The organism is Bradyrhizobium erythrophlei (assembly GCF_900129505.1).
GTDB lineage: Bacteria > Pseudomonadota > Alphaproteobacteria > Rhizobiales > Xanthobacteraceae > Bradyrhizobium > Bradyrhizobium erythrophlei_D.
In genome coordinates this window covers 7,974,052-7,999,177 of record NZ_LT670818.1, presented here as the reverse complement: position 1 = coordinate 7,999,177, position 25,126 = coordinate 7,974,052, and the positions used below count along the sequence as shown (strand labels likewise).

Annotated in this window: 26 protein-coding genes and 2 riboswitches; of the genes, 21 read left to right on the top strand and 5 right to left on the bottom strand. The window is 63.2% G+C overall.

Going from position 1 to position 25,126, the window contains the following annotated elements; all coding sequences use genetic code 11:
- Positions 1-27 precede the first annotated feature (27 nt).
- Entirely contained in the window at positions 28-300 is a 273-nt protein-coding gene (locus tag B5525_RS37660) for a hypothetical protein (protein ID WP_079571100.1), read from the bottom strand.
- A 136-nt stretch (positions 301-436) separates the two neighbouring features.
- Positions 437-649: riboswitch (cobalamin riboswitch) on the top strand.
- Positions 650-919: 270 nt separating this feature from the next.
- Here B5525_RS37660 and cobF point away from each other — a divergent pair.
- From cobF to cobJ, 5 genes are read left to right on the top strand one after another with little or no spacing between them, the layout of a single operon-like run.
- Positions 920-1,678 (top strand): precorrin-6A synthase (deacetylating), encoded by a 759-nt coding sequence (gene cobF / locus B5525_RS37655; protein WP_079571099.1) that lies wholly within the window; start codon positions 920-922, stop codon positions 1,676-1,678.
- On the top strand, positions 1,675-2,982 hold the full coding sequence (gene cobG, locus B5525_RS37650) for a precorrin-3B synthase (protein WP_154073690.1): 1,308 nt from the start codon (positions 1,675-1,677) through the stop codon (positions 2,980-2,982). The genes cobF and cobG overlap by 4 nt, the downstream gene beginning before the upstream one ends.
- Entirely contained in the window at positions 2,975-3,607 is a 633-nt protein-coding gene (locus B5525_RS37645; RefSeq protein WP_079571096.1) for a precorrin-8X methylmutase, read from the top strand. The genes cobG and B5525_RS37645 overlap by 8 nt, the downstream gene beginning before the upstream one ends.
- Positions 3,604-4,362: a precorrin-2 C(20)-methyltransferase gene (locus B5525_RS37640; protein ID WP_079571095.1), complete on the top strand. Its 759-nt coding sequence runs from the start codon at positions 3,604-3,606 to the stop codon at positions 4,360-4,362. The genes B5525_RS37645 and B5525_RS37640 overlap by 4 nt, the downstream gene beginning before the upstream one ends.
- Positions 4,359-5,126 carry a precorrin-3B C(17)-methyltransferase gene (cobJ, locus tag B5525_RS37635; RefSeq protein ID WP_079571094.1) on the top strand — a complete coding sequence of 256 codons (768 nt, stop codon included), beginning with the start codon at positions 4,359-4,361 and terminating at the stop codon, positions 5,124-5,126. The genes B5525_RS37640 and cobJ overlap by 4 nt, the downstream gene beginning before the upstream one ends.
- Here the strand turns inward: cobJ and B5525_RS37630 are convergent.
- On the bottom strand, positions 5,090-5,863 hold the full coding sequence (locus B5525_RS37630) for a cobalt-precorrin-6A reductase (protein WP_079571093.1): 774 nt from the start codon (positions 5,861-5,863) through the stop codon (positions 5,090-5,092). The two genes, cobJ and B5525_RS37630, sit on opposite strands and share 37 nt — an antisense overlap.
- 16 nt (positions 5,864-5,879) lie before the next feature.
- On the opposite strand from B5525_RS37630, the gene cbiE reads away from it, so the two are divergent.
- The 13 genes from cbiE (at position 5,880) to B5525_RS37570 (ending at position 19,409) form a co-directional block, all read left to right on the top strand.
- Positions 5,880-7,112 (top strand): precorrin-6y C5,15-methyltransferase (decarboxylating) subunit CbiE, encoded by a 1,233-nt coding sequence (gene cbiE / locus B5525_RS37625; protein WP_079571090.1) that lies wholly within the window; start codon positions 5,880-5,882, stop codon positions 7,110-7,112.
- Positions 7,113-7,159: 47 nt separating this feature from the next.
- A complete protein-coding gene (locus B5525_RS37620; RefSeq protein ID WP_244567717.1) occupies positions 7,160-7,492 on the top strand; it encodes a cobalamin biosynthesis protein in 333 nt (110 codons plus the stop codon).
- Positions 7,489-8,250 (top strand): precorrin-4 C(11)-methyltransferase, encoded by a 762-nt coding sequence (gene cobM / locus B5525_RS37615; protein WP_079571087.1) that lies wholly within the window; start codon positions 7,489-7,491, stop codon positions 8,248-8,250. Before B5525_RS37620 ends, cobM begins: the two co-directional genes overlap by 4 nt.
- Positions 8,250-8,594, top strand: a complete 345-nt coding sequence (locus B5525_RS46920) for an SAM-dependent methyltransferase (RefSeq protein WP_244568117.1) — start codon at positions 8,250-8,252, stop codon at positions 8,592-8,594. The genes cobM and B5525_RS46920 overlap by 1 nt, the downstream gene beginning before the upstream one ends.
- Positions 8,595-8,601: 7 nt before the next feature.
- Positions 8,602-9,051 (top strand): uroporphyrinogen-III C-methyltransferase, encoded by a 450-nt coding sequence (locus tag B5525_RS46915; RefSeq protein ID WP_244567716.1) that lies wholly within the window; start codon positions 8,602-8,604, stop codon positions 9,049-9,051.
- Positions 9,051-10,403 (top strand): cobyrinate a,c-diamide synthase, encoded by a 1,353-nt coding sequence (locus tag B5525_RS37605; RefSeq protein WP_425305342.1) that lies wholly within the window; start codon positions 9,051-9,053, stop codon positions 10,401-10,403. Before B5525_RS46915 ends, B5525_RS37605 begins: the two co-directional genes overlap by 1 nt.
- Positions 10,400-11,056: a 5,6-dimethylbenzimidazole synthase gene (gene bluB / locus B5525_RS37600; RefSeq protein ID WP_079571083.1), complete on the top strand. Its 657-nt coding sequence runs from the start codon at positions 10,400-10,402 to the stop codon at positions 11,054-11,056. The genes B5525_RS37605 and bluB overlap by 4 nt, the downstream gene beginning before the upstream one ends.
- A 204-nt stretch (positions 11,057-11,260) precedes the next feature.
- A riboswitch (cobalamin riboswitch) is annotated at positions 11,261-11,452 on the top strand.
- Positions 11,453-11,557: 105 nt separating this feature from the next.
- Positions 11,558-12,016 (top strand): DUF1636 domain-containing protein, encoded by a 459-nt coding sequence (locus B5525_RS37595; RefSeq protein ID WP_244567715.1) that lies wholly within the window; start codon positions 11,558-11,560, stop codon positions 12,014-12,016.
- On the top strand, positions 12,013-12,549 hold the full coding sequence (gene cobU, locus B5525_RS37590; protein ID WP_079571078.1) for a bifunctional adenosylcobinamide kinase/adenosylcobinamide-phosphate guanylyltransferase: 537 nt from the start codon (positions 12,013-12,015) through the stop codon (positions 12,547-12,549). The genes B5525_RS37595 and cobU overlap by 4 nt, the downstream gene beginning before the upstream one ends.
- Position 12,550: 1 nt before the next feature.
- The gene (gene cobW / locus B5525_RS37585) at positions 12,551-13,564 is read left to right on the top strand and encodes a cobalamin biosynthesis protein CobW (protein WP_079571076.1); all 1,014 of its coding nucleotides are present in this window, start codon (positions 12,551-12,553) and stop codon (positions 13,562-13,564) included.
- Between the two features lie 18 nt (positions 13,565-13,582).
- Positions 13,583-17,293: a cobaltochelatase subunit CobN gene (gene cobN / locus B5525_RS37580; protein ID WP_079571075.1), complete on the top strand. Its 3,711-nt coding sequence runs from the start codon at positions 13,583-13,585 to the stop codon at positions 17,291-17,293.
- Complete coding sequence (gene cobO, locus B5525_RS37575) at positions 17,290-17,922, top strand: cob(I)yrinic acid a,c-diamide adenosyltransferase (protein ID WP_079571073.1); 633 nt, start codon at positions 17,290-17,292, stop codon at positions 17,920-17,922. The genes cobN and cobO overlap by 4 nt, the downstream gene beginning before the upstream one ends.
- On the top strand, positions 17,922-19,409 hold the full coding sequence (locus B5525_RS37570; protein ID WP_079571071.1) for a cobyric acid synthase: 1,488 nt from the start codon (positions 17,922-17,924) through the stop codon (positions 19,407-19,409). The genes cobO and B5525_RS37570 overlap by 1 nt, the downstream gene beginning before the upstream one ends.
- On the opposite strand, the gene cbiB is transcribed toward B5525_RS37570, so the two are convergent.
- Together cbiB and B5525_RS37560 are read right to left on the bottom strand one after the other, a co-directional pair.
- Complete coding sequence (gene cbiB / locus B5525_RS37565) at positions 19,382-20,353, bottom strand: adenosylcobinamide-phosphate synthase CbiB (protein ID WP_079571069.1); 972 nt, start codon at positions 20,351-20,353, stop codon at positions 19,382-19,384. The two genes, B5525_RS37570 and cbiB, sit on opposite strands and share 28 nt — an antisense overlap.
- Position 20,354: 1 nt before the next feature.
- Positions 20,355-21,167 (bottom strand): ABC transporter substrate-binding protein, encoded by an 813-nt coding sequence (locus tag B5525_RS37560; RefSeq protein WP_079574316.1) that lies wholly within the window; start codon positions 21,165-21,167, stop codon positions 20,355-20,357.
- 66 nt (positions 21,168-21,233) lie between these two features.
- On the opposite strand from B5525_RS37560, the gene cobD reads away from it, so the two are divergent.
- The gene (cobD, locus tag B5525_RS37555; protein WP_079571067.1) at positions 21,234-22,226 is read left to right on the top strand and encodes a threonine-phosphate decarboxylase CobD; all 993 of its coding nucleotides are present in this window, start codon (positions 21,234-21,236) and stop codon (positions 22,224-22,226) included.
- Positions 22,227-22,861: 635 nt separating this feature from the next.
- Here the strand turns inward: cobD and B5525_RS37550 are convergent.
- On the bottom strand, positions 22,862-23,137 hold the full coding sequence (locus B5525_RS37550; RefSeq protein WP_244567713.1) for a hypothetical protein: 276 nt from the start codon (positions 23,135-23,137) through the stop codon (positions 22,862-22,864).
- Positions 23,138-23,369: 232 nt separating this feature from the next.
- Here B5525_RS37550 and B5525_RS37545 point away from each other — a divergent pair, with 232 nt between their 5' ends.
- Both B5525_RS37545 and B5525_RS37540 read left to right on the top strand, forming a co-directional pair.
- A complete protein-coding gene (locus B5525_RS37545; RefSeq protein WP_079571064.1) occupies positions 23,370-24,599 on the top strand; it encodes a CaiB/BaiF CoA transferase family protein in 1,230 nt (409 codons plus the stop codon).
- Between the two features lie 108 nt (positions 24,600-24,707).
- On the top strand, positions 24,708-25,100 hold the full coding sequence (locus B5525_RS37540; protein WP_079571062.1) for a RidA family protein: 393 nt from the start codon (positions 24,708-24,710) through the stop codon (positions 25,098-25,100).
- The last annotated feature ends 26 nt before the right edge of the window (positions 25,101-25,126 follow it).

Below are 25,126 nucleotides of genomic sequence, written 5' to 3'. Positions count from 1 at the left end.
TAGCCGAAAACCCGCGCTGGCGCGACCCTATTTTTTCAACTGCCGGATCACATCCCGGCTGGTGAGGTGAAAGTTCGCGGTGTCAGTCCCGTCAGCGCGAACCACTTTGGCGCGGGCCGCCGCCTGAAACGCGTCGCTATGGGTGTGGTAGAAGTCCACGCATTCCTGCGGCGACGGGACGGTTCGCAACAGCGTCCGGAACGCCCGACGATGCACCATGCAGAGGCCCGCGTGATCGGCGGGCTGGAACGCCAGCGCGTCGATATCGTCCCGCCAGATCGGGGTCTTGCTGTAAGGCATCGGTTGATCGTCTGCACGGCGAGCGAAAGCTTGCCGAAGGTCGCAATCTAGCAAGGATGGCAGGCTGCGCCAAAACGGATTTTGCCGTGCCGTGGCTTGCGCATGTTGCTCGATTGAGCTGTTGACGCCATCACGGTCAGATGCCACGGTTTGCGGTGGTGGTGCCCGCAAGGGCTATCCAAGGGAATGCGGTGCGCCTGCTCCGGCAGGCCATTCCGCGGCTGCCCCCGCAACTGTAGGCGGATAGCTGACGACCATACATACCACTGGGGATTCCAAAGCTCCCTGGGAAGGTGGTCCGAGGCGACAACCCGCGAGCCAGGAAACCTGCTGCCGGTCATGGTCATGCGCGAACGCGTCAGGCGGGGTGCCTCGATGTCGCAGGAGTAGCTGGTCGCATCTGCCGCCACGGGCGAAGGCAGGATGGAGCAGCAACCGCGCTGACGGATGTTTTTTCGCCGTCGAGCGCTATCGTGTCAAATTCAGGCGATCATGATGATCCGGCGTCACGTTTTGCGCGCGCCGCGCAGAATGAGACTGCACGTTTCTGCAATTGGGCCGGACTTGGGACGGTGACGTCGAAACGCCGTGGATGTGCTGTTGCTCGGAGTACCCTGTGATGAAGAAGATACTTATTATTGGCATCGGGGCGGGAGACCCCGGCTATGTCACCATGCAGGCCGTCGACGCCCTCAACGAGACCGACGTTTTCTTTATCCTGGACAAGGGACCGAGCAAGACCAAGTTGATCGAGCTTCGCAAGGAGATTTGCCGGCGCTATATCAGGGGCAATGACCATCGGTTCGTTGACGCGACCAGTCCGGAATGGGCGCGGGATACGGAGGACTATTTTTCGACCGTCGATGATCTCAATCGCGACAAGCAGACCTTGTTCGAGCGCCTGATCTCGGAGGAGATGGCCGACGACGAATGCGGCGCATTCCTGGTATGGGGCGACCCGACACTCTACGACAGTACGATCCGTATCGTCGAAATGATTGCGAGCAGCGGTCGCCACCAGCTCGAATATGATGTCATTCCCGGCATCAGCAGTGTCCAGGCGCTCGCCGCGAAACACAAGACAACGCTCAACCGCATCGGTCAGTCGATCGAAATCACCACGGGACGGAAGATGGCGGGAGGCTTTCCCGCTAACGCCGATAGCGTCGTCGTGATGCTCGATGGCGGCGACACCTACAAGCGGTTCGCGGATCAGGATATCGACATTTATTGGGGCGCTTATGTCGGCATGCCCGATGAAATCCTGGTGTCCGGCAAGCTGAAGGACGTCGCAGGTGAAATCGAACGGGTCAGGACGGACGCAAGGCGCGCCAACGGTTGGATCATGGATAGCTACCTGATGCGAAGGGCAACGTGAATCGTTCGGCAGCGATAGAGGTGAAGGGCTGGTGCCCGGGCGCTTTGCGACCGATGCTGAGCGGCGACGGATTGATCGTGCGCGTGCGCCCGCGATCCGCAACACTTGGCCTCGACGAATTGGCTGCCCTTGCCGATGCGGCGCGCCGCTTCGGCAACGGCCACATCGATCTGACGCGGCGGGCCAATCTGCAGATCCGCGGTGTCGGCGAAGCAACTCTGCTGCAACTGCACGAGGTGATCGCCCGACTTGGCCTGCTCGACGACAGTCCGGACGGTGAAGCCGTGCGCAACGTGATGATCAATCCTCTCGCCGGAATCGATCCCGCCGAAGTACTTGATGTCAGAAGCATCGGTGGAGAACTTGCAGGATTGCTCGTTTCCGAAAAATCTCTCCGGGCATTGCCGGCCAAATTTGCCTTCATCGTCGATGGCGGTGGTATTTTGGATCTCGCGGAGCAGCGCGGCGATGTTCGGCTTGCCGCGATTGCAGATGGTCCGGACTCTGCGGTTACGGTCGGCCTCGAAACACGGGTCGGGGTGGAGTGGCTTGGTTCAAGCTCTCCCGGCGCCGCGGCGGCCACCGCCATCGAAACAGGCCTTGCCTTCATCGGCGTGGCGGCGCGTGAAAAGCGGCAACGTATGCGCGACCTCTCACGTGAAGGCCTTGCGTCTATTCGATCCGCGATCGGTCCGCGGCTCAACGCGCTCCGCGAGAATCCGCGCAATGCCGATGCGCCGTTGATCAAGCGCGCCGGCTTGATAGATCTGGGCGCTGGCCGGCTCGCGGTAGGGTTCGCAGCGCCCTTTGGACGCGTCGAGGCCAATCAGTTCCGGATGCTCGCTGACGCGATGGCGGCCCATGGTGTCAGGGAGATCAGGCTTTCGCCCTGGCGCGCGCTCTATGCCGAGGTACCCAGCGAGCAGTCCGGGCAAAGCACCCTCGTGGCTGCGGCAAGCGTCGGCTTGATCGTTGATCCCGGCGATCCCCTGCTTCAGATCGAGGCTTGCCCCGGCGCCCCCGGCTGTCATTCGACCTCTCTCGATACGCGTGGCGATGGACGCCGGCTGGCGCGACTGCTGCCGCGGTTTGGCTTCACTGGGACCATCCACGTCTCCGGCTGCGCCAAGGGGTGTGCGAAATCGGGGACGAGCGATCTCGTGCTTGTCGGCGTTGAGGGTCGCTATGGCATTGTGCGCAACGGAACGGCGCAGGATCGTCCCGCGCGCCACGTTTCCTTCTCCGATCTTGCCGCCGATCCCGGCAAAATCTTCCATGTGAACCGAGGCGGCAGGCATGACTGAATTGCGCTCCTACATTCGGGATGGCGCCGAGATCTATCGCAACTCGTTTGCGATCATCCGCGCCGAGGCCAATCTCTCCCGATTCAAGCAGAACGAGGAGAAGTTAGCCGTGCGGATCATCCACGCCTGCGGGATGGTCGATATCGCCGATGACCTTTTGATGTCTCCGACATTTGCCGCGCGTGCATCCGAAGCATTGTTGCGCGGCGCGCCTGTTCTTTGTGATGCGAAGATGGTCGCCCACGGCATCACCCGCAGCAGATTGCCCAGGAACAACAGCGTCGTCTGCACTCTCGACGATCCAACTGTGGCGCAGCTCGCAACCGAGGTTGGAAACACACGCTCGGCGGCGGCGCTGGAGCTTTGGCTGCCGCATCTTGAAGGAGCTGTTGTCGCCATCGGCAATGCGCCGACCTCGCTGTTTCGGCTACTCGAAATGCTCGACGAAGGCGCGCCGCTTCCTGCCGCCATCATCGGCGTTCCCGTCGGCTTTGTCGGGGCTGCCGAGTCCAAGCATGCCCTTGCGGCGCAGAGCCGCGTTCCATTCCTTGTTGTCAGCGGTCGCAGGGGCGGTAGCGCCATGGCTGCTGCTGCGGTCAACGCGCTGGCGAGTGAGCATGAATGAGCAGTATTGACGCAATCGGTGGAACCGCCCTTGGTGGAACACTCTACGGCATCGGGGTCGGACCCGGCGATATCAGCTATCTGACGCTACGGGCTGCAGCATTGGTGCGCGATGTCGATGTGATCGCTTTTTTTGCGAAGCGAGGTCTGCAGGGAAATGCGCGAGGCATCGTCGATCCCCTGATCGCGCCGCATCGCGATGAGCTGCGGCTCGAATATCCCGTCACCAACGAGATCCCGCCCGAAGATCCTTCATACCAGGAGCAGATCAGCCGGTTCTATGAGGAAAGCGTCGAGATGCTTGCCGCGCTGCTGCGGCAAGGCAAGTCGGTAGGGCTTCTGGCCGAAGGAGATCCGTTCTTCTACGGTTCCTTCATGCACATGTGGCGCCGTCTCGAAGCAATTTTTCCGCTTGAGGTCGTGCCCGGCGTTACGGGGATGTCAGGCTGCTGGACGCGCGCCAATGCGCCCATCACCTGGGGCAATGACATCCTTTCGGTACTGCCCGGGACCTTGGGCGAGGAGCAATTGACCCGCCGGCTCGCGGAGACCGACGCCGCCGTCATCATGAAAGTCGGCAAGAACCTGGCAAAGGTCCGCCGGGCTGTCGAGGCGGCCGGATTGCTCTCCCGCGCGCTCTATGTCGAGCGCGGCACCATGCGAGGCGAGCAGATCATGCCTTTGTCCGAATGCCCCGACGGCAACGGCCCTTACTTTTCGATGGTGCTGATCCCGGGTCAGGGGAGGCGGCTGTGAGCGGCTCGCTCGTCATTGTCGGTCTTGGACCCGGGTCGTCAGATCTTTTGACACCGGCGGCGGCCAGAGCCCTTCAGGCCGCGACGGATCTGGTTGGCTATGGGCCCTATCTCGATCGAGTCCCGCAAGCCAACTTGGATCAGCGCCGTCACTCCTCCGGCAATCGTGTCGAGATCGACCGGGCACGTCACGCACTCACGCTCGCCGGCGAAGGCAGGAAGGTCGCCGTCGTCTCGGGCGGCGATCCCGGCGTATTCGCGATGGCAGCCGCGGTTTTCGAGGCGATCGAGGCTGGCGACCCCGCGTGGCGAGAACTCGATATTCATGTCGAGCCCGGTATCACCGCCATGCTAGCCGCCGCAGCCGAAGTCGGCGCCCCGCTCGGGGGTGACTTCTGCGCGGTCTCGCTGTCGGACAATCTGAAGTCATGGGAGACCATCGAACGGCGCCTGCGGGCCGCGGCTCAAGGTGACTTCGTCATCGCGCTCTACAACCCGGCGTCAAAAGCCCGTCCGCATCAGCTTGGGCAGGCATTCAATCTGTTGCGAACGATCAAGTCGCCGCATACCCTGGTGCTCTTCGTCCAAAAAGCAGCGACACCCGAAACGCGTGTCATCGTCGCAACGCTTGCCGAAGTCGATCCGGCGCTTGCCGATATGCGTACGCTGGTCATCATCGGGGCCACCGCAACGCGGCTCATCCCCCGAACCGGACAGCGGCCCTGGGTCTATACACCCCGCGCTGAAACGGGGATTGCGCGATGAGTGAGCCGCTGTTCCAGCCACTTGGCGGCGCCCTCGGCATTGTCCAAGGCATGTCTGTGCGGCTTATACGGACGCGTGATCATCACAACGGGAATACCGAGCCGGCGCGTCGCCGTGATCTTCGCGTAGGTTGCCGCACCTCCCGAATTTTTGGAGACAAGGACGTCGATCTTCTCGTCCATGAGGAGCGCCGTTTCGGCCTGCTCGTCGAAGGGACCCCGGTCGAATATCAACCGGATATCGCGCGGCAGCACGACACCCTCCGGCGGGTCGATCATGCGTGCGATATAGTGGTGGTGAGGACTGGTCGCGAAGACCCCGAGTTCGAGACGGCCGAGGCTGAGAAAAACCCGGCGCGGCTTCGGTCCGAGCGCATCGGAAGCCGCTCCCGCGCTTGCGACCGTCAGCCATGTGTCGCCCGGCTCGGGTTGCCAGGCCGGCCGCATGATCGTGGCGAGCGGGATCGCAAGCCGCTCACAGGCGGTCACGGCACTGGACGAGATTTGATCGGCATAGGGATGCGTCGCGTCGATGACGGCCGCTATGGCTTCTTGTTCCAGCCACGCGGCCAATCCGTCGGGACCCCCGAAGCCGCCAATCCTGGTGCGAACCGGTTGCGTCCGTGGCTTCGAAGTGCGTCCGGCCAGCGAGAGCGTCGTTTCAAAGCGGGGGTCGGCCGCAAGCAGACGCGCCAGGCCGGAGGCCTCTGTCGTACCTCCGAGGATGAGAACACGCATCGGGGCTTGTTCCGTGATGACTGAGCCCGCAATTTGCACAAGGCCGCGCTGGCTGTCTATCGTTGGTATTGGTGAGGACGGCGTGGAAGGACTTTCCTCCGTCGCCCTCCAACTGATCCGTTCGGCCGAACTGGTGGTGGGCGGCGCGCGCCATCTGGAATTGGCGAGCGAACTTATTCGAGGCCGGCGTCTGGCGTGGCCGAGCCCCATCAGTGATGCGTTCCCCGAGATCGAACGCCATCGCGGGCGTGCCGTCGCGATTCTCGCGAGCGGCGATCCCTTTCATTTCGGCGTCGGCAAGCAGATTGCGGCCTTTGTCCAAGCCGATGAGTTCATTTGTCTGCCACAACCCTCCGCTTTCAGTCTCGCCGCCGCGAGGATGGGCTGGCCGCTGCAGGACGTCTCGCTGGTCACGCTCCACGGCCGCGCCCTCAATGGCATTATTCGGCACCTGCAACCCGGCGCGCGGGTTCTGGCGCTCTCTTGGGACAACGCGACGCCGCGCAAGCTTTCCGAACTTCTCACCACGCATCGCATGGGAAAGTCGCGAATGACCGTGCTTGAGGCCATGGGTGGCGCTCGCGAGCGCATACGTCACGCGACGGCTTCGAATTTTGATATCGAAGAGATCCAGCCGCTCAACACGATCGCCATCGAGATGGTCGCGGAACTCGAAGCCATCATCATCCCTTTGGCGCCCGGCCTTGACGACGATTTTTTCGAGCATGACGGTCAACTGACGAAGCGGGAAGTTCGTGCGGTGACGTTGTCGTCGCTGCAGCCGCTGCAGGGTCAATTGCTCTGGGATATCGGGCTTGGTGCGGGTTCGGTCGCAATCGAGTGGCTGCTGCGGCATCCATCCCTGCGCGCGATCGGCATCGAGGCGCGCAGCGACCGTGCGGGCCGGGCGGCCCGCAACGCCGCAGCACTTGGCGTGCCGGAGCTTGAGATCGTGCAGGGCCGGGCGCCGGAGGCGCTCGCGGGGCTTGCGCGACCGGATGCTGTCTTTATCGGCGGCGGAATGATGGATGACGGCGTGTTCGACGCGGCGTGGTCCGCGCTGAAGTTAGGCGGCCGTCTCGTTGCCAACGCCGTGTCGCTGGAGACCGAGGCGCGGCTGGCCGGCTATTTCCAGCATTTTGGCGGAGATCTCGTTCGACTGCAGGTCGCAAGAGCCGATAGAGTGGGCGCCATGTCTGGCTGGCGACCGGCGATGCCGGTCACGCAATGGCGAGTGAGGAAGCCATGATCGTTGCGGGCATTGGATGCGGACGGGAAACCTCCTCCGAAGACATTGTGAGTCTGATTTTCGTGGCGCTTTCGAATTTCGGCATCGCGCGGGAGAACCTTACGGCGATCGCGACCGAAACCTCGAAAGCCGACGAGCGCGGCATCGCAAGCGCGGCCCAGTCGCTGTCGATTCCTATTCTGCGATGCCCGGTTGCGGATCTGGGGCGGGTCGCTGACCAGGTTTTGACACGCTCGTTGCGCGTTCAGGAGATCAAGGGGGTTCCGTCGATCGCGGAGGCGTCAGCCCTCGTCGCGGCTGGCCCCAACGCCCGGCTGCTTGGAGCGCGGGTCGCGGCCAACAAGGTAACCTGCGCCATCGCCATCGGTGAGGGATCGTGACGGTTCATTTCATAGGGGCGGGACCCGGTGCGCCCGATCTCATTACGGTGCGCGGACGTGATCTCATCGCGAGTTGTCCGCTCTGCCTGTATGCAGGCTCGCTCGTGCCCAAGGCGCTTCTTGGATACTGCCCGTCCGGCGCGCGCATCGTCGATACGGCGCCGATGTCGCTCGACGAGATCGTCGCCGAAATCAAACGAGCGACCGACGAAGGTCAGGATGTCGCGCGCCTCCATTCCGGCGATCTGTCGATCTGGAGTGCGCTAGGCGAACAGTTGCGACGGCTCGAAGCGCTCGATATTCCCTTCACGGTTACGCCGGGCGTTCCGGCCTTCGCCGCCGCCGCCGCTGCGCTGGCCAAGGAACTGACGCTGCCCGAAGTCGCTCAATCCGTCGTGCTGACCCGGACCGCTGGACGGGCTTCGTCCATGCCCGAAACCGAAAACCTGTCCGCGTTCGCGGCGACCCGCGCAACGCTCGCCATTCATCTCTCCATTCATGCGCTTGAAAAAACCGTCGCAGAGCTCATTCCCGCCTATGGCGAGGCCTGCCCGGTTGCGGTGGTGTTTCGTGCCAGCTGGCCGGACGAGCGGATCATCCGCGCCACGCTCGGCACCATCGTCGTCGAAGTCGAGAAAACCAACATCGATCGTACCGCGCTTATTCTCGTCGGCGAGGTGCTGGCCGCGCGGGATTTCCGCGACAGCGCGCTGTACGACAGCGCCTATCAGCGGCGGTTCCGGGGGAGAGGCTCGTGATGGAGACGAAGCTTCGCGGCGACAACCTTCCTGACTTCCCGGATTTTCCACCGGGCGAGGTCTGGCTTGCAGGTGCCGGCCCGGGCGACCCCGGACTTCTGACACTCCATGCGCTCCACGCGCTGAGGACGGCTGACGACATCGTTCACGATGCTCTGGTCGATCCACGCATTCTGGAACTTGCCGGCAGCCAGGCTAAACTGATCTTTGCGGGCAAGCGCGGGGGAAAGCCATCGGCTCAGCAGGGCGATATCAATGAGCTTCTGATCGAACGCGCCAGGATGCGGCGGCGCGTTCTGCGTCTCAAAGGCGGTGACCCCTTTGTGTTCGGGGCGCGGCGGTGAAGAAGTTTTGGCGTTGACGCGCGCCGGTCTTCGATTTCGGATCATACCGGGCATTACGTCGGGACTTGCGGCAGCCACACTCGCCGGTATTCCGGCGACAATGCGGGATACCAACCATGCGATCATCCTGATGGCGGGCAGTCGATCGGCCGATGGCACCTCGGTCGCCGAGTGGGAGAGAATGGCAAGCGTCGGACAACCGATCATCGTCTATATGCCGATGGCCAACTTGCCCGACATCATGAGTGCGTTTGAGCGCGGCGGGATGGCGCACGATACCCCCGCTGTGGTCATCAGTTCATCCACCACATCGGAAGAGCGCATTATCGAAACGTCGCTTGGGATGGCGGCCGTCGATGCCGAGAGACACGGAATCGTCGCGCCGGCCATCGTGATCGTCGGTGCGATTGCGTCGATGCGCCAGCAGCTCTTGGCCAACATGGTTGGTCGGCCATGATCCGTCCCGCCGGTCCCCCAGGCCTCATCATTGCGGCGCCTCGTTCCGGCGCCGGGAAAACAACCGTCACGCTCGGGTTGTTACGCGCGCTTCGCCGTCGCGGCCTCGCTGTACAGCCCTTCAAATGCGGTCCGGACTATATTGATCCGGCCTTCCACGAGGTCGCGGCCGGTCACCCGAGCTATAATCTGGACAGCTGGGCGATGGGTGCGGGCCTGATCGCAGCGCTTGCGGCGACGGCATCGATGGATGCGGAGATTTCCGTTGTGGAAGGCGTGATGGGATTGTTCGACGGCGCCGCGGCTCGAGGACAATCTGGGTCCGGCACGACGGCCGATCTGGCGTCGCTGCTGGGGTGGCCGGTGGTGCTCGTGCTCGATGTCACCGGCCAGACGGAAACGGCTGCCGCCGTCGCACTCGGATGCGCCGGATATAGAGATGACATCGATATCGCGGGCGTGATTCTCAACCGCGTCGCGAGCGCGCGGCATCTTGGGCTGATTGCACCGGCATTCGAGCGGATCAAGTTGCCGGTTTTCGGGGCGGTACTGCGCGATGAACGGATCGCTTTACCGGAACGGCATCTCGGCCTTGTTCAGGCGCGGGAAATCGCGGCGATCGACCAGCATCTGGACAGATTTGCCGATGTCGTCGACGCCGCTGTCGATGTTGATGCGATCAGACGATCGGCGAGGTCCGCGAAGGTTTTTCCCGCAACCAGCGACGAGCGGTCAAACGAGTCGCAGCATCATTTGCCGCCGCCCGGGCAGCGCATCGCGCTGGCGCAGGATCGGGCATTTTCATTCATGTATCCTCATTTGCTTCGGCAATGGCGCCGAGCTGGCGCGGAAATCATTCCGTTCTCGCCATTGGCCGACGAGGCTCCCGATGACAGCGCCGACGCGGTCTGGTTGCCGGGAGGCTATCCGGAACTCCATGCCGGCACTTTGGCGTCGGCGCATAGTTTTCGCGCAGGTCTTCGCACATTGGCCGAACGTTCCATTCCCATCCACGGTGAGTGCGGGGGCTATATGGTGCTGGGGCGCGGGCTCGAGGATGCCGACGGGCGCAGGCACGAGATGACCGGACTGCTTGGACTCGAGACCTCTTTCCTGGAGCGTAAGCTCCATTTAGGCTATCGCCGCGCCCGGCTTCAGCGGGACTGTTCGCTCGGTGCGAACGGCACGGAAGTGTTCGGCCATGAATTCCATTACGCGAGCACGGTTTCGGTCAATGGAGATTCGCTGGTCGATTGCAGAGATGCTTCAGGGATAAAAGTGCCTGAACAAGGTGCGCGGCAGGGTTCGACAACGGGAACGTTTTTCCATGTCATCGACGGGGCGGCCGCATGACGCAGACGCCCGATCCATCTCCGCGAAAGTTTAACGAGGAATTTCGGCAGTCATTCCGGGACCTCATCCTCTGGCGCCGCGACGTCCGCCGGTTTCGTCGCGATCCCATTGATCCCTTGTTGATGGATTCGCTGCTTGAACTCGCCAGCCACGCGCCCTCTGTCGGACATTGCCAGCCCTGGCGGTTCGTGCTCGTCGAGTCAACTGATCGTCGTGAGGAAGTGAAATCCAGCTTCGCGCGCGCCAATGCGCGGGCGCTGGAAAATTATTGCGGCGAACCGCGTGCGCATTATGCGAGGCTGAAGCTCGAGGGCCTCGACAACGCTCCGGTCCATGTCGCCGTCTTCGCCGATGAGGCGGCGGAGGAGGGCAGTGGGCTAGGCCGCCACACCATGCCGGAGACTCTGCGCTATTCAGTCGTGGCCGCGATTCAGACCTTGTGGCTTGCGGCGCGCGCCGAAGGGTTGGGGCTTGGCTGGGTCTCCATTCTCGAGCCTGACATCATTCATCGGGTGCTCGAGGTGCCGCAGACCTGGTCGCTGGTCGCCTATCTCTGCATCGGCTGGCCGGTGGAGGAGCATCTCGACCCCGAACTCGATCGTCATCGCTGGCAGCAACGGCTGGATGTCGCGCGGATGATTTTCAAGCGATAGAGCCTGATCGGTACGTCATGATCCATGTTAGTTCGCTGAGCGCCCTCAGCAGCATTACAGCGCGGCCCGGCGCAATGGGCGGCAGCTGCCAAAATTCTTTCAAATCGGGCGACATCGGGTTCCCTTTCGGGACGGCCTACCTGACGCAACAGCGGGCATGTGGTCAACACCGCCTGTGCACGGTTGACCCCGGCTGAGGCGCCAGCTAGCGTCATCCGCGATGGTCCTTCCACGTGGAAGGTGAAAAGGGAAGCCGGTGCGAGAGTTCTCAACGCCGGCGCTGCCCCCGCAACTGTAAGCGACGAGCCCTCGCCGGTGCCACTGGGAAATCCCCGGGAAGGCGGCTGATGGCAGCGACCCGCGAGCCAGGAGACCTGCCATCACGAACTGTGCTTTGGAGGTCGTCGGGGCGGGGTGCACCGGACGGGAGCGAGCGGATGGCGTTTGCCATCGGCGCGATCCAACAAAGCTCGCGGCCGCTAGCGGCCTGGATGTGAGCCTATGATGGATCGCCAAGGCGCCGACGAACATTCCCCTGATTCGACGCAGGCTGAACTGCCGCAGGCAAATGGGCCGGGCGGTCCGGTCATTGTCAGCGTCTGTACGACCTGCAAGACAGCCGACGGCAGCGCGGTGGTCGGCCCCGGGATGTTTGCGGCGGTGCGCGCCGTGCTCGGGGAGGCCGACCCAAACGTCGTGGTGCGGCCGGTGCAATGTCTCAGCGTCTGCAAGCGCCCGGCGACCGTCGCGGTCACGAGCCCGGACGGCTACACGTTTTTGTTCGGCGACCTGCAGACCGAGAGCGGCACCGCGGCGTTGGCGTCGTTCGTCAAGTCCTATCAAAATTCGGACTATGGTCTGGTGCCATGGCGCGAGCGCGCCGAGGTGCTGCGCAAAGGCATGGTGGCGCGGGTACCCCCGATGCGCTGGTCGCCTGACGACGGGCGCGCTCCGAAATGACGGCACTTGCGACCACGTTGGTGCTGGGCGGTGCGCGTTCCGGCAAATCGGCGTTTGCCGAGAAGCTGATCGGCGACAGCGGTCTGGCGCGGATCTATCTGGCGACCGCGGCCGCCGGTGACGACGAAATGAAGGCACGCATTGCGCATCATCGCGTACAGCGTGGCGAAGGCTGGACCACGATCGAGGAGCCGCTGGCGCTGGTCGATGCGCTGACGCGGGAGGCGATCCACGGCAGGGTCGTATTGGTCGATTGTCTGACGCTGTGGCTGTCGAACCTGATGCTGGCGGAGCGCGATCCCGATATCGAAGCACGTCGGCTGACGCGATTTCTTGCTGTGGCCAAATATCCCGTCGTTCTGGTCTCGAACGAGGTCGGCCTTGGCCTGGTGCCGGACACGCCGCTCGGCCGCCGTTTTCGCGACGCGCAGGGACGTCTCAATCAGATCGTTGCGGCTTGCGTGCCCAACGTCGTGTTCATCGCCGCCGGACTTCCGCTCTGGCTCAAACGTTCATCCCTTCAGGAGAGCTGATATGTCCCGCGTTCCCGTCACTGTGCTCACCGGTTTCCTGGGCGCCGGCAAAACCACGTTGCTGCGCTCGCTGTTGACCCAGGCGGATGGCCGCCGCATCGCCGTGATCGTCAACGAATTCGGCGACGCCGGGTTTGACGGCGGGCTGGTGGAGGAGTGCGCGGCAAAGGCCTGTGCCCCCGGCGATATCATCGAGCTGACCAATGGCTGCATTTGCTGCACGGTCGCCGACGATTTCGTTCCGACCATGGACAAATTGCTGTCGCGAGATCGGCCGCTCGATGCCATCGTCATCGAGACTTCCGGCCTGGCGCTGCCGCAGCCGCTGCTCAAGGCGTTCGCGTGGCCCGCCGTGCGTACCCGCGCCACCGTTGATGGCGTCGTCACTGTTGTGGATTCGCTGGCGCTGTCGGAAGGCCGCGTAACCCTCGATGAGGACGCGGTCGCCGCACAGCGTGCGGCGGACACCTCCGTCGATCATGACGATCCGATCGAAGAGGTATTCGAAGATCAACTGGCCTGCGCCGATCTGGTGGTGCTGTCGAAGAGTGATCTGGTTTCGCCCGAGGCGTTGGCCGGGATCGAGGCGCGGCTCGCCGCGGTATTGCGGCCGGGCGTGCGGATCGTGCGCTCGCAGGGCACGCTGGCGCCGCCGGTGTTGATTGGCCTCAACTCTGCCGCGGAAGACGACATGGTCGCGCGGGCGGGTCATCACGGCGAGGAGGAAGAACACGATCATGACGATTTCGACAGCATCGTGGTGAGGCCGTCTCCCGCCACCAGTGTCGCCGCGATGCGCGTTCGGGTCAGCGATGCCCTGAGCTTGACCGGCGTATTGCGCGTCAAGGGCCATGCGCGGATCAGCGACCGGGCGGCGCCGATCGTGGTGCAGGCCGTCGGCGGCCGCGTCGAGCTGTCGTTCAGCCGCCCTGATGTCAAGCAGGCCGAGCATCTGGTCGTCATCGGCCTCAAGGGTTTTGATGGTGACGCGGTTCGCCGCGCCTTGGCGGGATAGCAACGGTCAGTAACACGCATGCATCTGAAGCTCGACAACAGCGGCAGCATCGACGATGGCGACGTCGCCCGCGACCTCGGGCAGACTTCCGCCGACATCGTCGTGCTGTCGGCCGCCGACAGCGATCTTGCTGCATTCGGCGCCGCGCATGCGACGTTGCCGGATGACTTTCCGAGCGTTCAGCTGACCAACCTGTTGGCGCTCGGTCATCCTGCATCGGTCGATCTTTATGTCGAGCGCACGCTGCGCGAGGCGAAGATTGTCGTGCTGCGCATGCTCGGGGGCGAAGGCTACTGGCCGCATGGCGTCGAAAGCCTGCGCAGCGACGCGCTGCGCCGCGGCACGTGGTTGGCCTGTATTCCCGGCGAGCTGAGCTGGGACGCGGGGCTGGCCGCGCGCGGCACCTTGAATGCCAGCGATACCCACGCGTTGTGGCGCTACTGTACTGAAGGCGGCGTGGACAACGCGCAACTGGCGCTGCGCTTCGCCGCTCATCTGATCGGCCGGGGGGACTTGCCGTCACCAGCGCGGCCGATGCCGTCGGCCGGGTTCTGGCGCGGCGAGCCCGCGATCGACGCTTGCCCGAACGCCGTCGTGATTTTCTACCGCGCTCTGGTCGCGGGCAGCGACACCGCCGCTATCGATGCGCTGCGCGCGGCTCTGGGCGCGCGCGGGCTCAATGCCGTCTGCCTTTATGTCATCAGCCTCAAGGATGAGCGCTCGGCGGCCTTCCTGCGCGCGGCGCTGGCGGCCCATCCACCCGATATCATCATCAACGCCACGGCGTTCGCCACCGCGACGGCCAACGACGATGCCGGTGTGTTGTCGGTATCGGGCTGTCCGGTCCTGCAGGTGGCCCAGGCCGGTAATTCGCGTGCGAACTGGGAAAGTTCGACGCGAGGCCTGACGCCGCGCGATCTGGCGATGCATGTCGTGCTGCCGGAGGTCGACGGGCGCATCTTCGCTCACGCCATTGCTTTCAAGGAACGCGGTGATTCCGAAGCGGGCTTCGCACCGACCACGTTCCGCCCGGTCGATGACCGCATCGCCGCTACCGCCGATCTGGCGCTGGCCTGGGTGCGGCTGCGGCGTACGCCGAGCCACCAGCGGCGTGTCGCTGTGATTCTCGCCAATTATCCGAGCCGCGACGGCCGCCTCGCCAACGGCGTGGGCCTCGATACCCCGCAAAGCCTGATGGACGTGCTCGGCGCCATGCGCGCCGCGGGCTATGCCGTTGAAAATATGCCTGACGATGTGGCATCGATGATGCATCTCCTGCAGGCGGGCCCGACCAATGCGCTTGACGAGCGCGGCGCCCGTCCGGGCGGGGCGTCATGGCGCATCGCCGACTATCAATCCGCATTTGCGGAATTGCCCGATTCCGTGCAACGCGCCGTCGAAGCCCGTTGGGGTGGCCCAGCGCAAGACCCTCATGTCGTGAACGGTTGCTTTCGTCTCGGACTGCATCACTTCGGCAACGCCGTCGTCGGCGTGCAACCCGCGCGCGGTTACAACATCGATCCCAAGGGCTCCTATCACGATCCCGATCTGGTGCCGCCGCACTATTATCTGGCGTTCTATCTCTGGATCAGGCGCCACTTCGACGCCCACGCCGTGGTGCATCTCGGCAAGCATGGCAATCTCGAATGGCTGCCGGGCAAGAGTACTGGTCTGTCGGCGAACTGCCTGCCCGATGCGGTGTTGGGATCGTTGCCGCATCTTTATCCCTTCATCGTCAACGATCCCGGCGAAGGCATTCAGGCCAAGCGCCGTTCCGCCGCCGTGATCATCGATCATCTGACGCCGCCTATGACCCGCGCCGAACTGCATGACGATCTGGCACGGCTTGAAACATTGGTCGACGAGTACGCGCTGGCCGCCGATCTCGATCCCAAACGCGCCGCCGTGATTGCCGAAGACATTCTGTCGCTGGCCCGATCCCAACGGCTCGATGCCGATGTGAACGTGACCCACGAGACCCCGACCAACGACGCCTTGCGCGCGCTCGATGCGCATCTGTGCGATCTCAAGGAAATGCAGATCCGGGACGGCCTGCATATCTTCGGGCGAACGCCGCAGGACGCGCAGCGCAACGATCTTCTGGTCTCAATCGCGCGGCTACCGCGTTCCGAGAGCGAGCCGCAGGATGCCTCGTTGCATCGCGCCCTGGCGCTCGATCTTGGCTTGCGCGATTTCGATCCGCTGACCCGCGACCTAGCCGACGATTTTATGGGGCCTCGCCCTAAAGTTCTCTCGCAAGTCAGCGCGGCCGCATGGCGCACGTCAGGCGATACCGTGGAGCGGGTCGAATTGCTTGCGCATCGATTGGTGTCAGGCGCTCAACCCTGCGACGCCGCGTGGGAGCGCACCAAAGCCGTACTGGACTGGATCGACGCAAGACTGCGTCCGGCCATCGACGCCTGTGGCGATGCCGAAATGGCTGCCTTGTTGCAGGGGCTCGACGGCCGGTTCGTGCGGCCCGGTCCGTCCGGCGCGCCGACCCGTGGCCGGCCTGACGTGCTGCCGACCGGACGGAATTTCTTCGCGGTTGATGTCCGCGCTGTGCCGACGCCATCGGCATGGCGGATCGGGCGGCTGGCTGCCGAGCGCCTGGTCGAAGGCTATTGGCAGGAGGCCGGCGAATGGCCGCGTGCCATCGCGCTGTCGGCCTGGGGCACCGCCAACATGCGCACCGGCGGCGACGATGTTGCGCAGGCGCTGGCGCTGATCGGGGCGCGACCGCTGTGGGAAGAAACATCCGGCCGCGTCACCGGGTTTGCCATTACGCCACTTTCTGAATTGAAGCGGCCGCGGATCGACGTCACGTTCCGGGTCTCCGGATTGTTTCGCGACGCATTCCCTACCCAGATGGACATCATCGGCAGCGCGGTCCGCGCCATCGCCGAACTCGACGAGCCCGACGACGCCAATCCGATTGCGGCGAACGTCAGGGCGAAGCGGCTGGTGCTCGAAGCCGGCGGTGCGAGCAGTGAGTCAGCGCAGCGGCAGGCGGCCTATCGCGTGTTCGGCTCGAAGCCGGGGGGCTATGGCGCAGGCCTGGGCGCCCTGATCGACGAGGGAGGCTGGGATGATCGCGGCGATCTCGCCGATGTCTATCTTGACTGGGGCGGTTATGCCTATGGCAGCGGTGTCCAGGGCGAGGCCGCGCGGGGCGATTTTGCCGAGCGGCTCGCCACAATCGATCTCGTCGCGCAGAGCCAGGACAACCGTGAGCACGATGTTCTCGATTCTGACGATTATTATCAATTCATCGGCGGCCTCGCCGCCACGGTGCAGAGCTTGCGCGGGAAAGCGCCGCGCATCGCGCACGTCGATACGTCGCGGCCGGAGGCGCCGCTGTCACGGCCGCTGTCCCGCGAAATCTCCCGCGTGGTGCGCGGCCGGGCCGCGAATCCGAAATGGATCGCCGGCGTGATGCGCCACGGCTATAGGGGGGCGTTCGAGATCGCCGCCACGGTCGATTATCTGTTCGGGTTCGCCGCCAGCACCGACGCGGTCTCAAGTCATCATTTTGATCAATTATTCGCATCCTATCTGGAAGACGAGCGCGTACGGGATTTCATGGCAACGGCCAATCCGGCGGCACTGCGTGAAACGGCGGCGCGTTTTGCCGAAGCGATCCGGCGCGGCATGTGGACGCCGCGCTCCAACCGGGCCGCCTATCTGATCGCCGAACTCTTGCCGGAAGCCCAAAGGGAAATCGCATGACGGGGATTTCAACCGAGAACGATGACGCGGAAAACGCCCGCCACAAGGAAAAAGCGCGCAAGCACAAGGCCGCGCGCGACAAGATCATGGCCACAAAAACTGGCGAAAAGGGTCTGTTGATCGTCCACACCGGCACCGGCAAGGGCAAGACCTCCGCCGCCCTCGGCATGGTGTTTCGCCATATCGGCCATGGCTATCCCGTCGGCGTCGTCCAATTCACCAAGTCGCCGGCCTGGGACACCGGCGAGGCGCGGGTGCTGGCGAAATTTCCGGAGCTGGTGACGCTGCACATCATGGGCGAGGGCTTCACCTGGGAGACGCAGGATCGCGCCCGCGACATCGCCGCCGCCACCGCGGGCTGGGAGCGCGCGAAAGAACTCATCCGCGACGATCGTCACCGCATGGTGCTGCTGGATGAGCTCAACATCGTATTGCGCTACGAATATCTGCCGATCGAGGATGTGTTGAATTTTCTGCGTGACGAGAAGCCGACCGACAAGCATGTCGTTATCACCGGCCGCAACGCGCATGCTTCCCTGATCGAGATGGCCGATCTCGTGACCGAGATGACTCTGATAAAACACCCGTTCCGCCAGGGCGTGAAGGCGCAGAAAGGCGTCGAGTTCTGATGACTTCCGCGACGCCCGCGCTGATGATTCAGGCCACCGGCTCCAACGCCGGTAAGTCGACATTGGTCGCGGGGCTGGCGCGGGCGCTGGTGCGGCGCGGATTGAAGGTAGCACCCTTCAAGCCGCAGAACATGTCGAACAACGCCGCAGTTGCGGTGGAGGGCGGTGAGATCGGCCGCGCCCAGGCGGTGCAGGCGCGCGCGGCGCGGATGGTCCCGAGCGTGCACATGAATCCGGTGCTGCTGAAGCCGGAAACCGACAGCGGCGCGCAAATCATCGTGCAGGGCAAGCGCTGGGGCACGCTGCGGGCAAAGAACTATCTCGACAAGAAGGCGGCACTATTGCCGGCAGTGATGGGCAGCTTTGCTCAGCTTGCACGTGATGCTGATATCGTGCTGGTCGAAGGCGCGGGCAGTCCTGCCGAAATCAATTTGCGCGCCGGCGACATCGCCAATATGGGATTTGCTGCCGCGGCTGACGTGCCGGTAGTGCTGATCGGCGATATCGACCGCGGCGGTGTCATCGCCAGTCTTGCCGGCACGCATCTCGTTTTGGAGCCGGATGAGCGCGCACGCATCCGCGGCTTCATTATCAACAAGTTTCGTGGCGATGTCAGCTTGTTCGACCCGGGCCTCGCCGCGGTGACGCGATTGACGGGCTGGCCGTCGCTCGGCGTGGTGCCGTGGCTGCCGCAGGCGGCATGGCTGCCGGCGGAAGACGCCGTCGATCTCGATCGTACCCACCCATCGGCATCGCCGCGCGTGATCGCGGTGCCCGTGCTCGCACGCATCGCCAATTTCGATGATCTCGATCCCTTGGGCATGGAGCCCGGTGTCAAACTGGTGTTCGTGCGGCCCGGCGAGCCGATTCCCGGCAACGCTGATGTGGTGATCCTGCCGGGCAGCAAATCCACCGTCGGCGATCTTGCATTTCTGCGGGCGCAAGGCTGGGACATTGACATCAAGGCCCATGTTCGTCGCGGCGGTCATGTGCTCGGTCTTTGCGGCGGCTATCAGATGCTGGGGCGGACCGTTGCCGATCCGGTAGGAATCGAGGGACCCGCCGCGACGGTCGAAGGCCTCGGGTTGCTGGATATCTCCACGGTCATGAGCGCGGACAAATCCACCAGGCTGGTGCAAGGCATCCATTCCGCAACAGGCACGCCTATCGAGGGTTATGAAATTCATCTTGGCAGAAGTGAAGGCCGCGACTGCGAACGACCCGTGGTGACGATCGATCGACGCCCCGATGGCGCGAGCACAGCCGACGGGCGGGTGCAGGGTACTTATGTGCACGGGCTGTTCACCGGCGACGCATTTCGAAAAGCGTGGCTGGCCCATCTCGGAATTTCCTCTTCGCTCGCTTATACCTCGCAGATCGAATCCGCGCTCGATGCGCTGGCCGATCATCTGGAAGCGCATCTGGATATCGATTCTATTCTGAGCATTGCGCGAAGCCGTCAAACCACCAATGCTAGCGCGGCGTAACCAGCCGCCTCGATCACACACGCGGCGGTGTAAAGATCGAGCGCGCGACCGATATCATCAGGTACGGCTTGGCGGGTCGCTTCGGCATTGAGAAAGGGATCTTCGACCACGTGTTCGGCGTAGCGGCGCGGGCCGGCCAGTGCCAGTCCCAGCGCCCCCGCCATCGCACTTTCCGGCCAACCGGCATTCGGTGAGCGATGTTTGGAAGCATCGCGTCTGACCACGCCCAACGACGTGCCGACCGATCCGCCCGCAATCGGCGCCGCGACTGCCAGCAACAAGGCCGACAATCTCGCCGGGACCAGATTCACGAGATCGTCGAGGCGTGCCGCTGCCCAGCCAAACGACGCATATCGATCGGTACGATGCCCGATCATGGAGTCGGCGGTATTGATGGCCTTGTAGGCGATCAATCCAGGTAGCCCCAGCAGCGCCAGCCAGAACACCGGCGCCACCACACCATCGGAAAAATTCTCAGCGCAAGATTCGATCGCTGCCCGGCACACGCCGGCTTCATCGAGTTGCTCGGGATCGCGCCCGACGATCATGGCCACCGCGTCACGTGCCTCAGTGAGGCCGCCTTCGGCGAACGCCGAGCGCACCTCCGCGACATGCTGGTAGAGGCTTCGCTGCGCGATGAAGATGGAAGCGATCAGCGCGAGTATGATGTTGTCAGCCGGAAGCTGCTGCACCGCTGCCTGAATCAGAGCGCCCACGGATCCAGCCATAACGACCATAATGGCGGTACTCGCGATCCCAGCTGACATGCGCTGCTGCGGCGACCGGTCTTCTCTATTGAGCCTGCGATCGAGATACTCGATCAGGGCTCCGATCAAGGCCACGGGGTGTCCCCGTCGCCGCCAGAGCCAGTCGGGGTCGCCGATCAACGCGTCGAACGCCAGGGCCGCGATGACAATGAAAAGCCCGCTGCCCGAGATCAGCACCTCAATGGTCCATGCGCTCAAGCTCGGAAGCCAGGCGCTCCAGTGCTTCCGCCAGCATCGGTCCGCCACAGACGGTGAGCCGTTCCGGTATCACGATGCGTTTTGAGACCGGATAAAGCCTCTCAAGTGCCGGATGGAGCAGGAAGGCGCTCCCTTCGTCTTCGGCTACACCGCTGTTTTCCGAGACCAGGATGAGATCCGGTTTCAAACTTACAATGGCTTCGAGCGATGCAAACCCACCGGATTTGAGCCCAAGATCACTCGCAGCGTTGGATAGGCCGGCATTAGCAAGTAGGGAACTGGTCAAGCTGTCGCCGCCAGCAACCCACCCACGCCGCGATACCGCAAGCACGCGATAAGGTCTGCGCGCTGCAACTTGACGCGCATGCGCGATCGCTTCGTCCAGCCGACCAATTTCCAAGGAGGCGCGATCCGGATGCTGGGTAATGTCGCCCATTAAGCGAATCTGCTTCTTCACATCGTCCAGCGACCGAGCGGCATCGAATTCGATAACACGAACTCCCTGGTCTTTCAGCAGCGCGCGGGTCGCAAGTTTGGTGAAACGGCCTGCGACAACGACATCCGGTTTCAGGATCAAAACATCTTCTGCGGTTCCCGAAAGCCGCGGAAATAGGCTGGCTGTGGCGGCGCCCCACGAGCGGCCTGGATCCCGCGAATATGGGCTTAGCCCCAAAATCTGGGGCGGGTCGGCAAGGGTCATCAGAAGCTGGTCGGTGCAGACGTTGATTGACGCAATCCGCGGCAGATCGGCCGATCGAGCGGCAGCTTGCAGGTCAAAGTAGCTGACGATCATCATGATGGCGCCCAGCGAGCGCCGTAACCTCTCGCGCTTTTGTCCCGATAATGGCATGAAGCGCAGATGAAACATGGCGGAGATCTGACCGGGGCAATTGCGCGTTATGGCGGGACGCCGCAAATGTGGCTCGACCTGTCGACCGGCATTAGTCCCTGGCCGTGGCCGATCCCTGCTGATTTGCCCGGCGCCGTGTGGCAGCGCTTGCCGTCGCGCGCTGCCGAGGAAGCCCTGATTGCGGCTGCGCGTGATGCTTACGCCGTACTTGCCGATGCCGAAGTCGTCGTGGCTCCAGGAACCCAGTCGTTGATCCAATGGCTGCCGCAACTCGCGAGCAGAGGATCGGTCGCGATTGTCGGGCCGACCTATCATGAACACGAACTGGCCTGGCGTATTGCTGGTCATGAGGTGATCGCAGTCGCCAATCTCGATGAGCTTCCCGATGCTGTCCGCCATGCAGTGGTCGTGAATCCCAATAATCCCGACGGACGCGTGACCGGCCACTCTGCGCTGGCACGCGCCGCTGAGCTGCTGCAGGATCGTGGCGGATGGCTGGTCATAGATGAAGCCTTTGCGGACATGGAACCCGAAATCAGTGCGGTCGGGTTGTGCGTTGAGTTGCCCGTCGTGATCCTGCGCTCCTTTGGGAAGTTTTACGGTCTCGCCGGGCTCAGGTTGGGATTTGCTATCGCGCATCGGGACGTCGCCCAGCGCATCTCTCTGGCGCTCGGTCCTTGGCCTTGCTCCGGACCAGCTCTGAACATCGGCCTCGCCGCGTTGCGCGACAAGGAATGGGCACGTTGCATGCGCAATGCGATTCAACACCGGACGCGTGAACTCGACACCGTACTCGCAGTTGCGGGACTCACGATTCTTGGGGGAACTGGATTGTTCCGGCTCGTGCAGCACCCCGATGCAACGAAAATGCATGCGGTGCTCGCTGCGCAGTACATCTGGTGCCGGCGTTTCGAGTGGGCCGATGATCTGCTGCGCTTTGGCTTGCCTCCGCATAAACACGATCTCCACCGCCTCGCTGGTGCACTCGCGTCGTTTAAATAGTTGCGTCACGGACTATTACACCAGCGCCAACCACGTCCTTATAGGCGAGCATCAAACCGATTCGACCAGCTTGTTAGCCAAGGACAGGTGGCAAGGGAGTATTTGGGTGCGGGCTCGCGAAATTCGCGAACCTAAGTCTTACTCTGCGATTACCGAAACTGCGGCCCAAAAGCCACCCAGACGGGATACGTCAGAAAGTTAATTGCTAGCAATAGGTTAGGACGATTTTGCATTGTACCCATGGTCGGCTGGACTGACCGGCATTGTCGTGTCTCCCAGCGCCTGGCCAGGCGCCTCGCGCCTTCATACCGAGATGATGCATCAGCCGCGATTGTGGGGCTCAACTTTGATTTATGCAGAAGCATAAGATCATGCTGGATCATTTGGATTGCGGGATCGGCTGTGACCAAACGTTCAAGTGATGTATCGACTGGGATAGTGGTGCACGTTGAAAACACTGCAAGATTTCCCGACTTCCTAGCTGAATACGAGGGTTCGATTCCCTTCACCCGCTCCAATGTCCTTAAATCTTTGTCGCCGCAGCCACGGTCCGCGGCGAATGACGCAGCGCAATCGGATCGAGGAACGCTTGATCCCGCGCCGCAAATTCGCATCCCGAGGCTGACAGGGTCCGGTTAGTGCGCGGTATCGCCGATCTTGGTTCGCTTCGCCGGGGGCTTCGCGGCGGCTTTGGGTGCAGTCTCGCTGCGCACGTTGCCCCACGGGTCGGAAACGGCGTGGTCAGGAATGTTACTCAGCGATTTGTGGTAGGCCCTTTCCGCTTCCTTGTCGGCTTCGATCTCTTGTCTTGATTTCTCGGCGGGCTTTTCTCCGGCCTGCTGGACGTGACCCTGGTTCTGGCCGAAACCTTGCGCGGAGGCGAAAGCCGGGGCGGCCAGCAACGCGATCATCGCGACGGCACGGATAATTCTCATGCTTGGGCACCCCTCATCCCCGGTACATACCACCGTGTCCCGCGTGAGACAATTCTCCCGGTCCAGGGTGGCGCGGGCGCGGCGGAAGGATGGCTGCATGCCGCCAACGCAGTGCTCGCGGGTGTCAAAATAGTGTATCGGCAGATTTCATTCGCGCCGGCGGGTCGCTCCCGCTGCCTTAAGGCCGCGAGTTCCGGAGGAAGTGTTCATGTCGGGTCTGCCCCTTTCAGGCATCAAAATCCTCGATCTCACGCGGGTGCTGGCGGGACCGCTGTCGGCGCAAATGCTGGCCGATCTCGGCGCGGAGGTGATCAAGATCGAGCGGCCGGGCGGCGGCGACGACGCGCGCGCCTTCGGGCCGCCTTATCTGGTCGACCCTGAGGGCAGGGAGAACAACAACAACTCGTTCTATCTCTGCGCCAACCGCAACAAGCAGTCGGTTACCGTCAACATCGCAAAACCCGAAGGCCAGGCGATCATCCGCGAACTGGCAAAATCCTGCGACGTGATGATGGAGAACTACAAGGTCGGCGATCTCAAGCGTTACGGCCTCGATTACGAGACGATTAGGGCGATCAATCCCGGCATCATCTATTGCTCGGTGACCGGCTTCGGCCAGACCGGGCCTTATGCGTCGCGCGCCGGGTATGACGCGATCCTGCAGGCGATGGGCGGCTTGATGAGCGTCACCGGCCACATGGACGGCGAGCCCGGCGCCGGGCCGATGAAGGTCGGCCCCTCCATCGTCGACTACATGACCGGCATGAATACATCGATCGGCATCCTGGCGGCGCTCTATCACCGCAAGGCCAATGGCGGGGAGGGGCAGCATGTCGATGTCTGCCTGTTCGACACCGTGATCGCGTCGCTGTCGCATTGGGCGCAGATCTACCTCGTCAACGGCAAGACGCCGCCGCGGCGCGGCACCTGGGGCAATGGCGGCATGCCGGCCGGCGTGTTCCGCTGCACCGACGGCGAGTTGATGCTCGTGGTCGGCAACGACGGACAGTTCGCGCGCACCTGCGCCGTGCTCGGTCAGCCCGAACTCGCCGCCGATCCGAAATTCCTCAAGAACAACGATCGCGTCGTTCACGGCAAGGAAATCATGGCGATCTTCGCCGGCCTGTTCCTGAAGAGCTCCGTGGCCCATTGGCTGGAAGAGCTGGAGAAGGCCGGCGTGCCCTCCGGACCGATCAACAATTTCGAGCAGGTGTTCGCCGATCCGCATGTGCGCTCGCGCGGCATGGAGATCAAGGTCGACCATCCCTTCGAGCATGCGCTGTCGCTGATCCGCAATCCCCTCACGTTTTCCGGGACCCCGGTGAAGGACTATCGCGCGCCGCCGCTTTTGGGGGCCGACACGCGGGAAGTGCTGGCCTCGAAGCTCGGCTATGACGAGGCAAAGCTCGATGCGTTGAAAGAGCAGGGGATTATCTAGGCGGCAGCGAACTCTGGAAGCATCAATGCTTCCACCGCGGTCGAAACATGGCTGGCGCCGCGCGTGCTAGCTTCGGGCATCGGATCGATCCGAACCGAAGGGTATGCCATGAAGCGAGAAGCCATCCGCGTCGAGCCGATCTCCTCTTATCTGGCGCGGTGGAACGCACCCGTTTCGCCGGTCACGCGTGGCGGCGGCATGGTGTTCGTCTTGGGCCTGCCGCCGTTCGATCCCGAGACCGGCGAGATCCTGCCGGCGCCGATCGAGCGGCAGACCGAGCTGATCCTCGAACAGATGAAGCTGTGCCTGGAAACCGCGGGCACGAGCCTCGAGAACGTCATGAAGTGCAACATCTACTGCACCTCGGCCAAGCACTTCGCGACCGTCAACGCGATCTATGCGCGCTATTTTCCGGAGAACCCGCCGGCGCGTATTTTCGTCTGCGTGCCGGAATGGACCGGACCCTTCGACATCGAGATCGACTGCGTCGCGATGATCTAGTTGCCGCATGAGGGAATTCTCCGCGC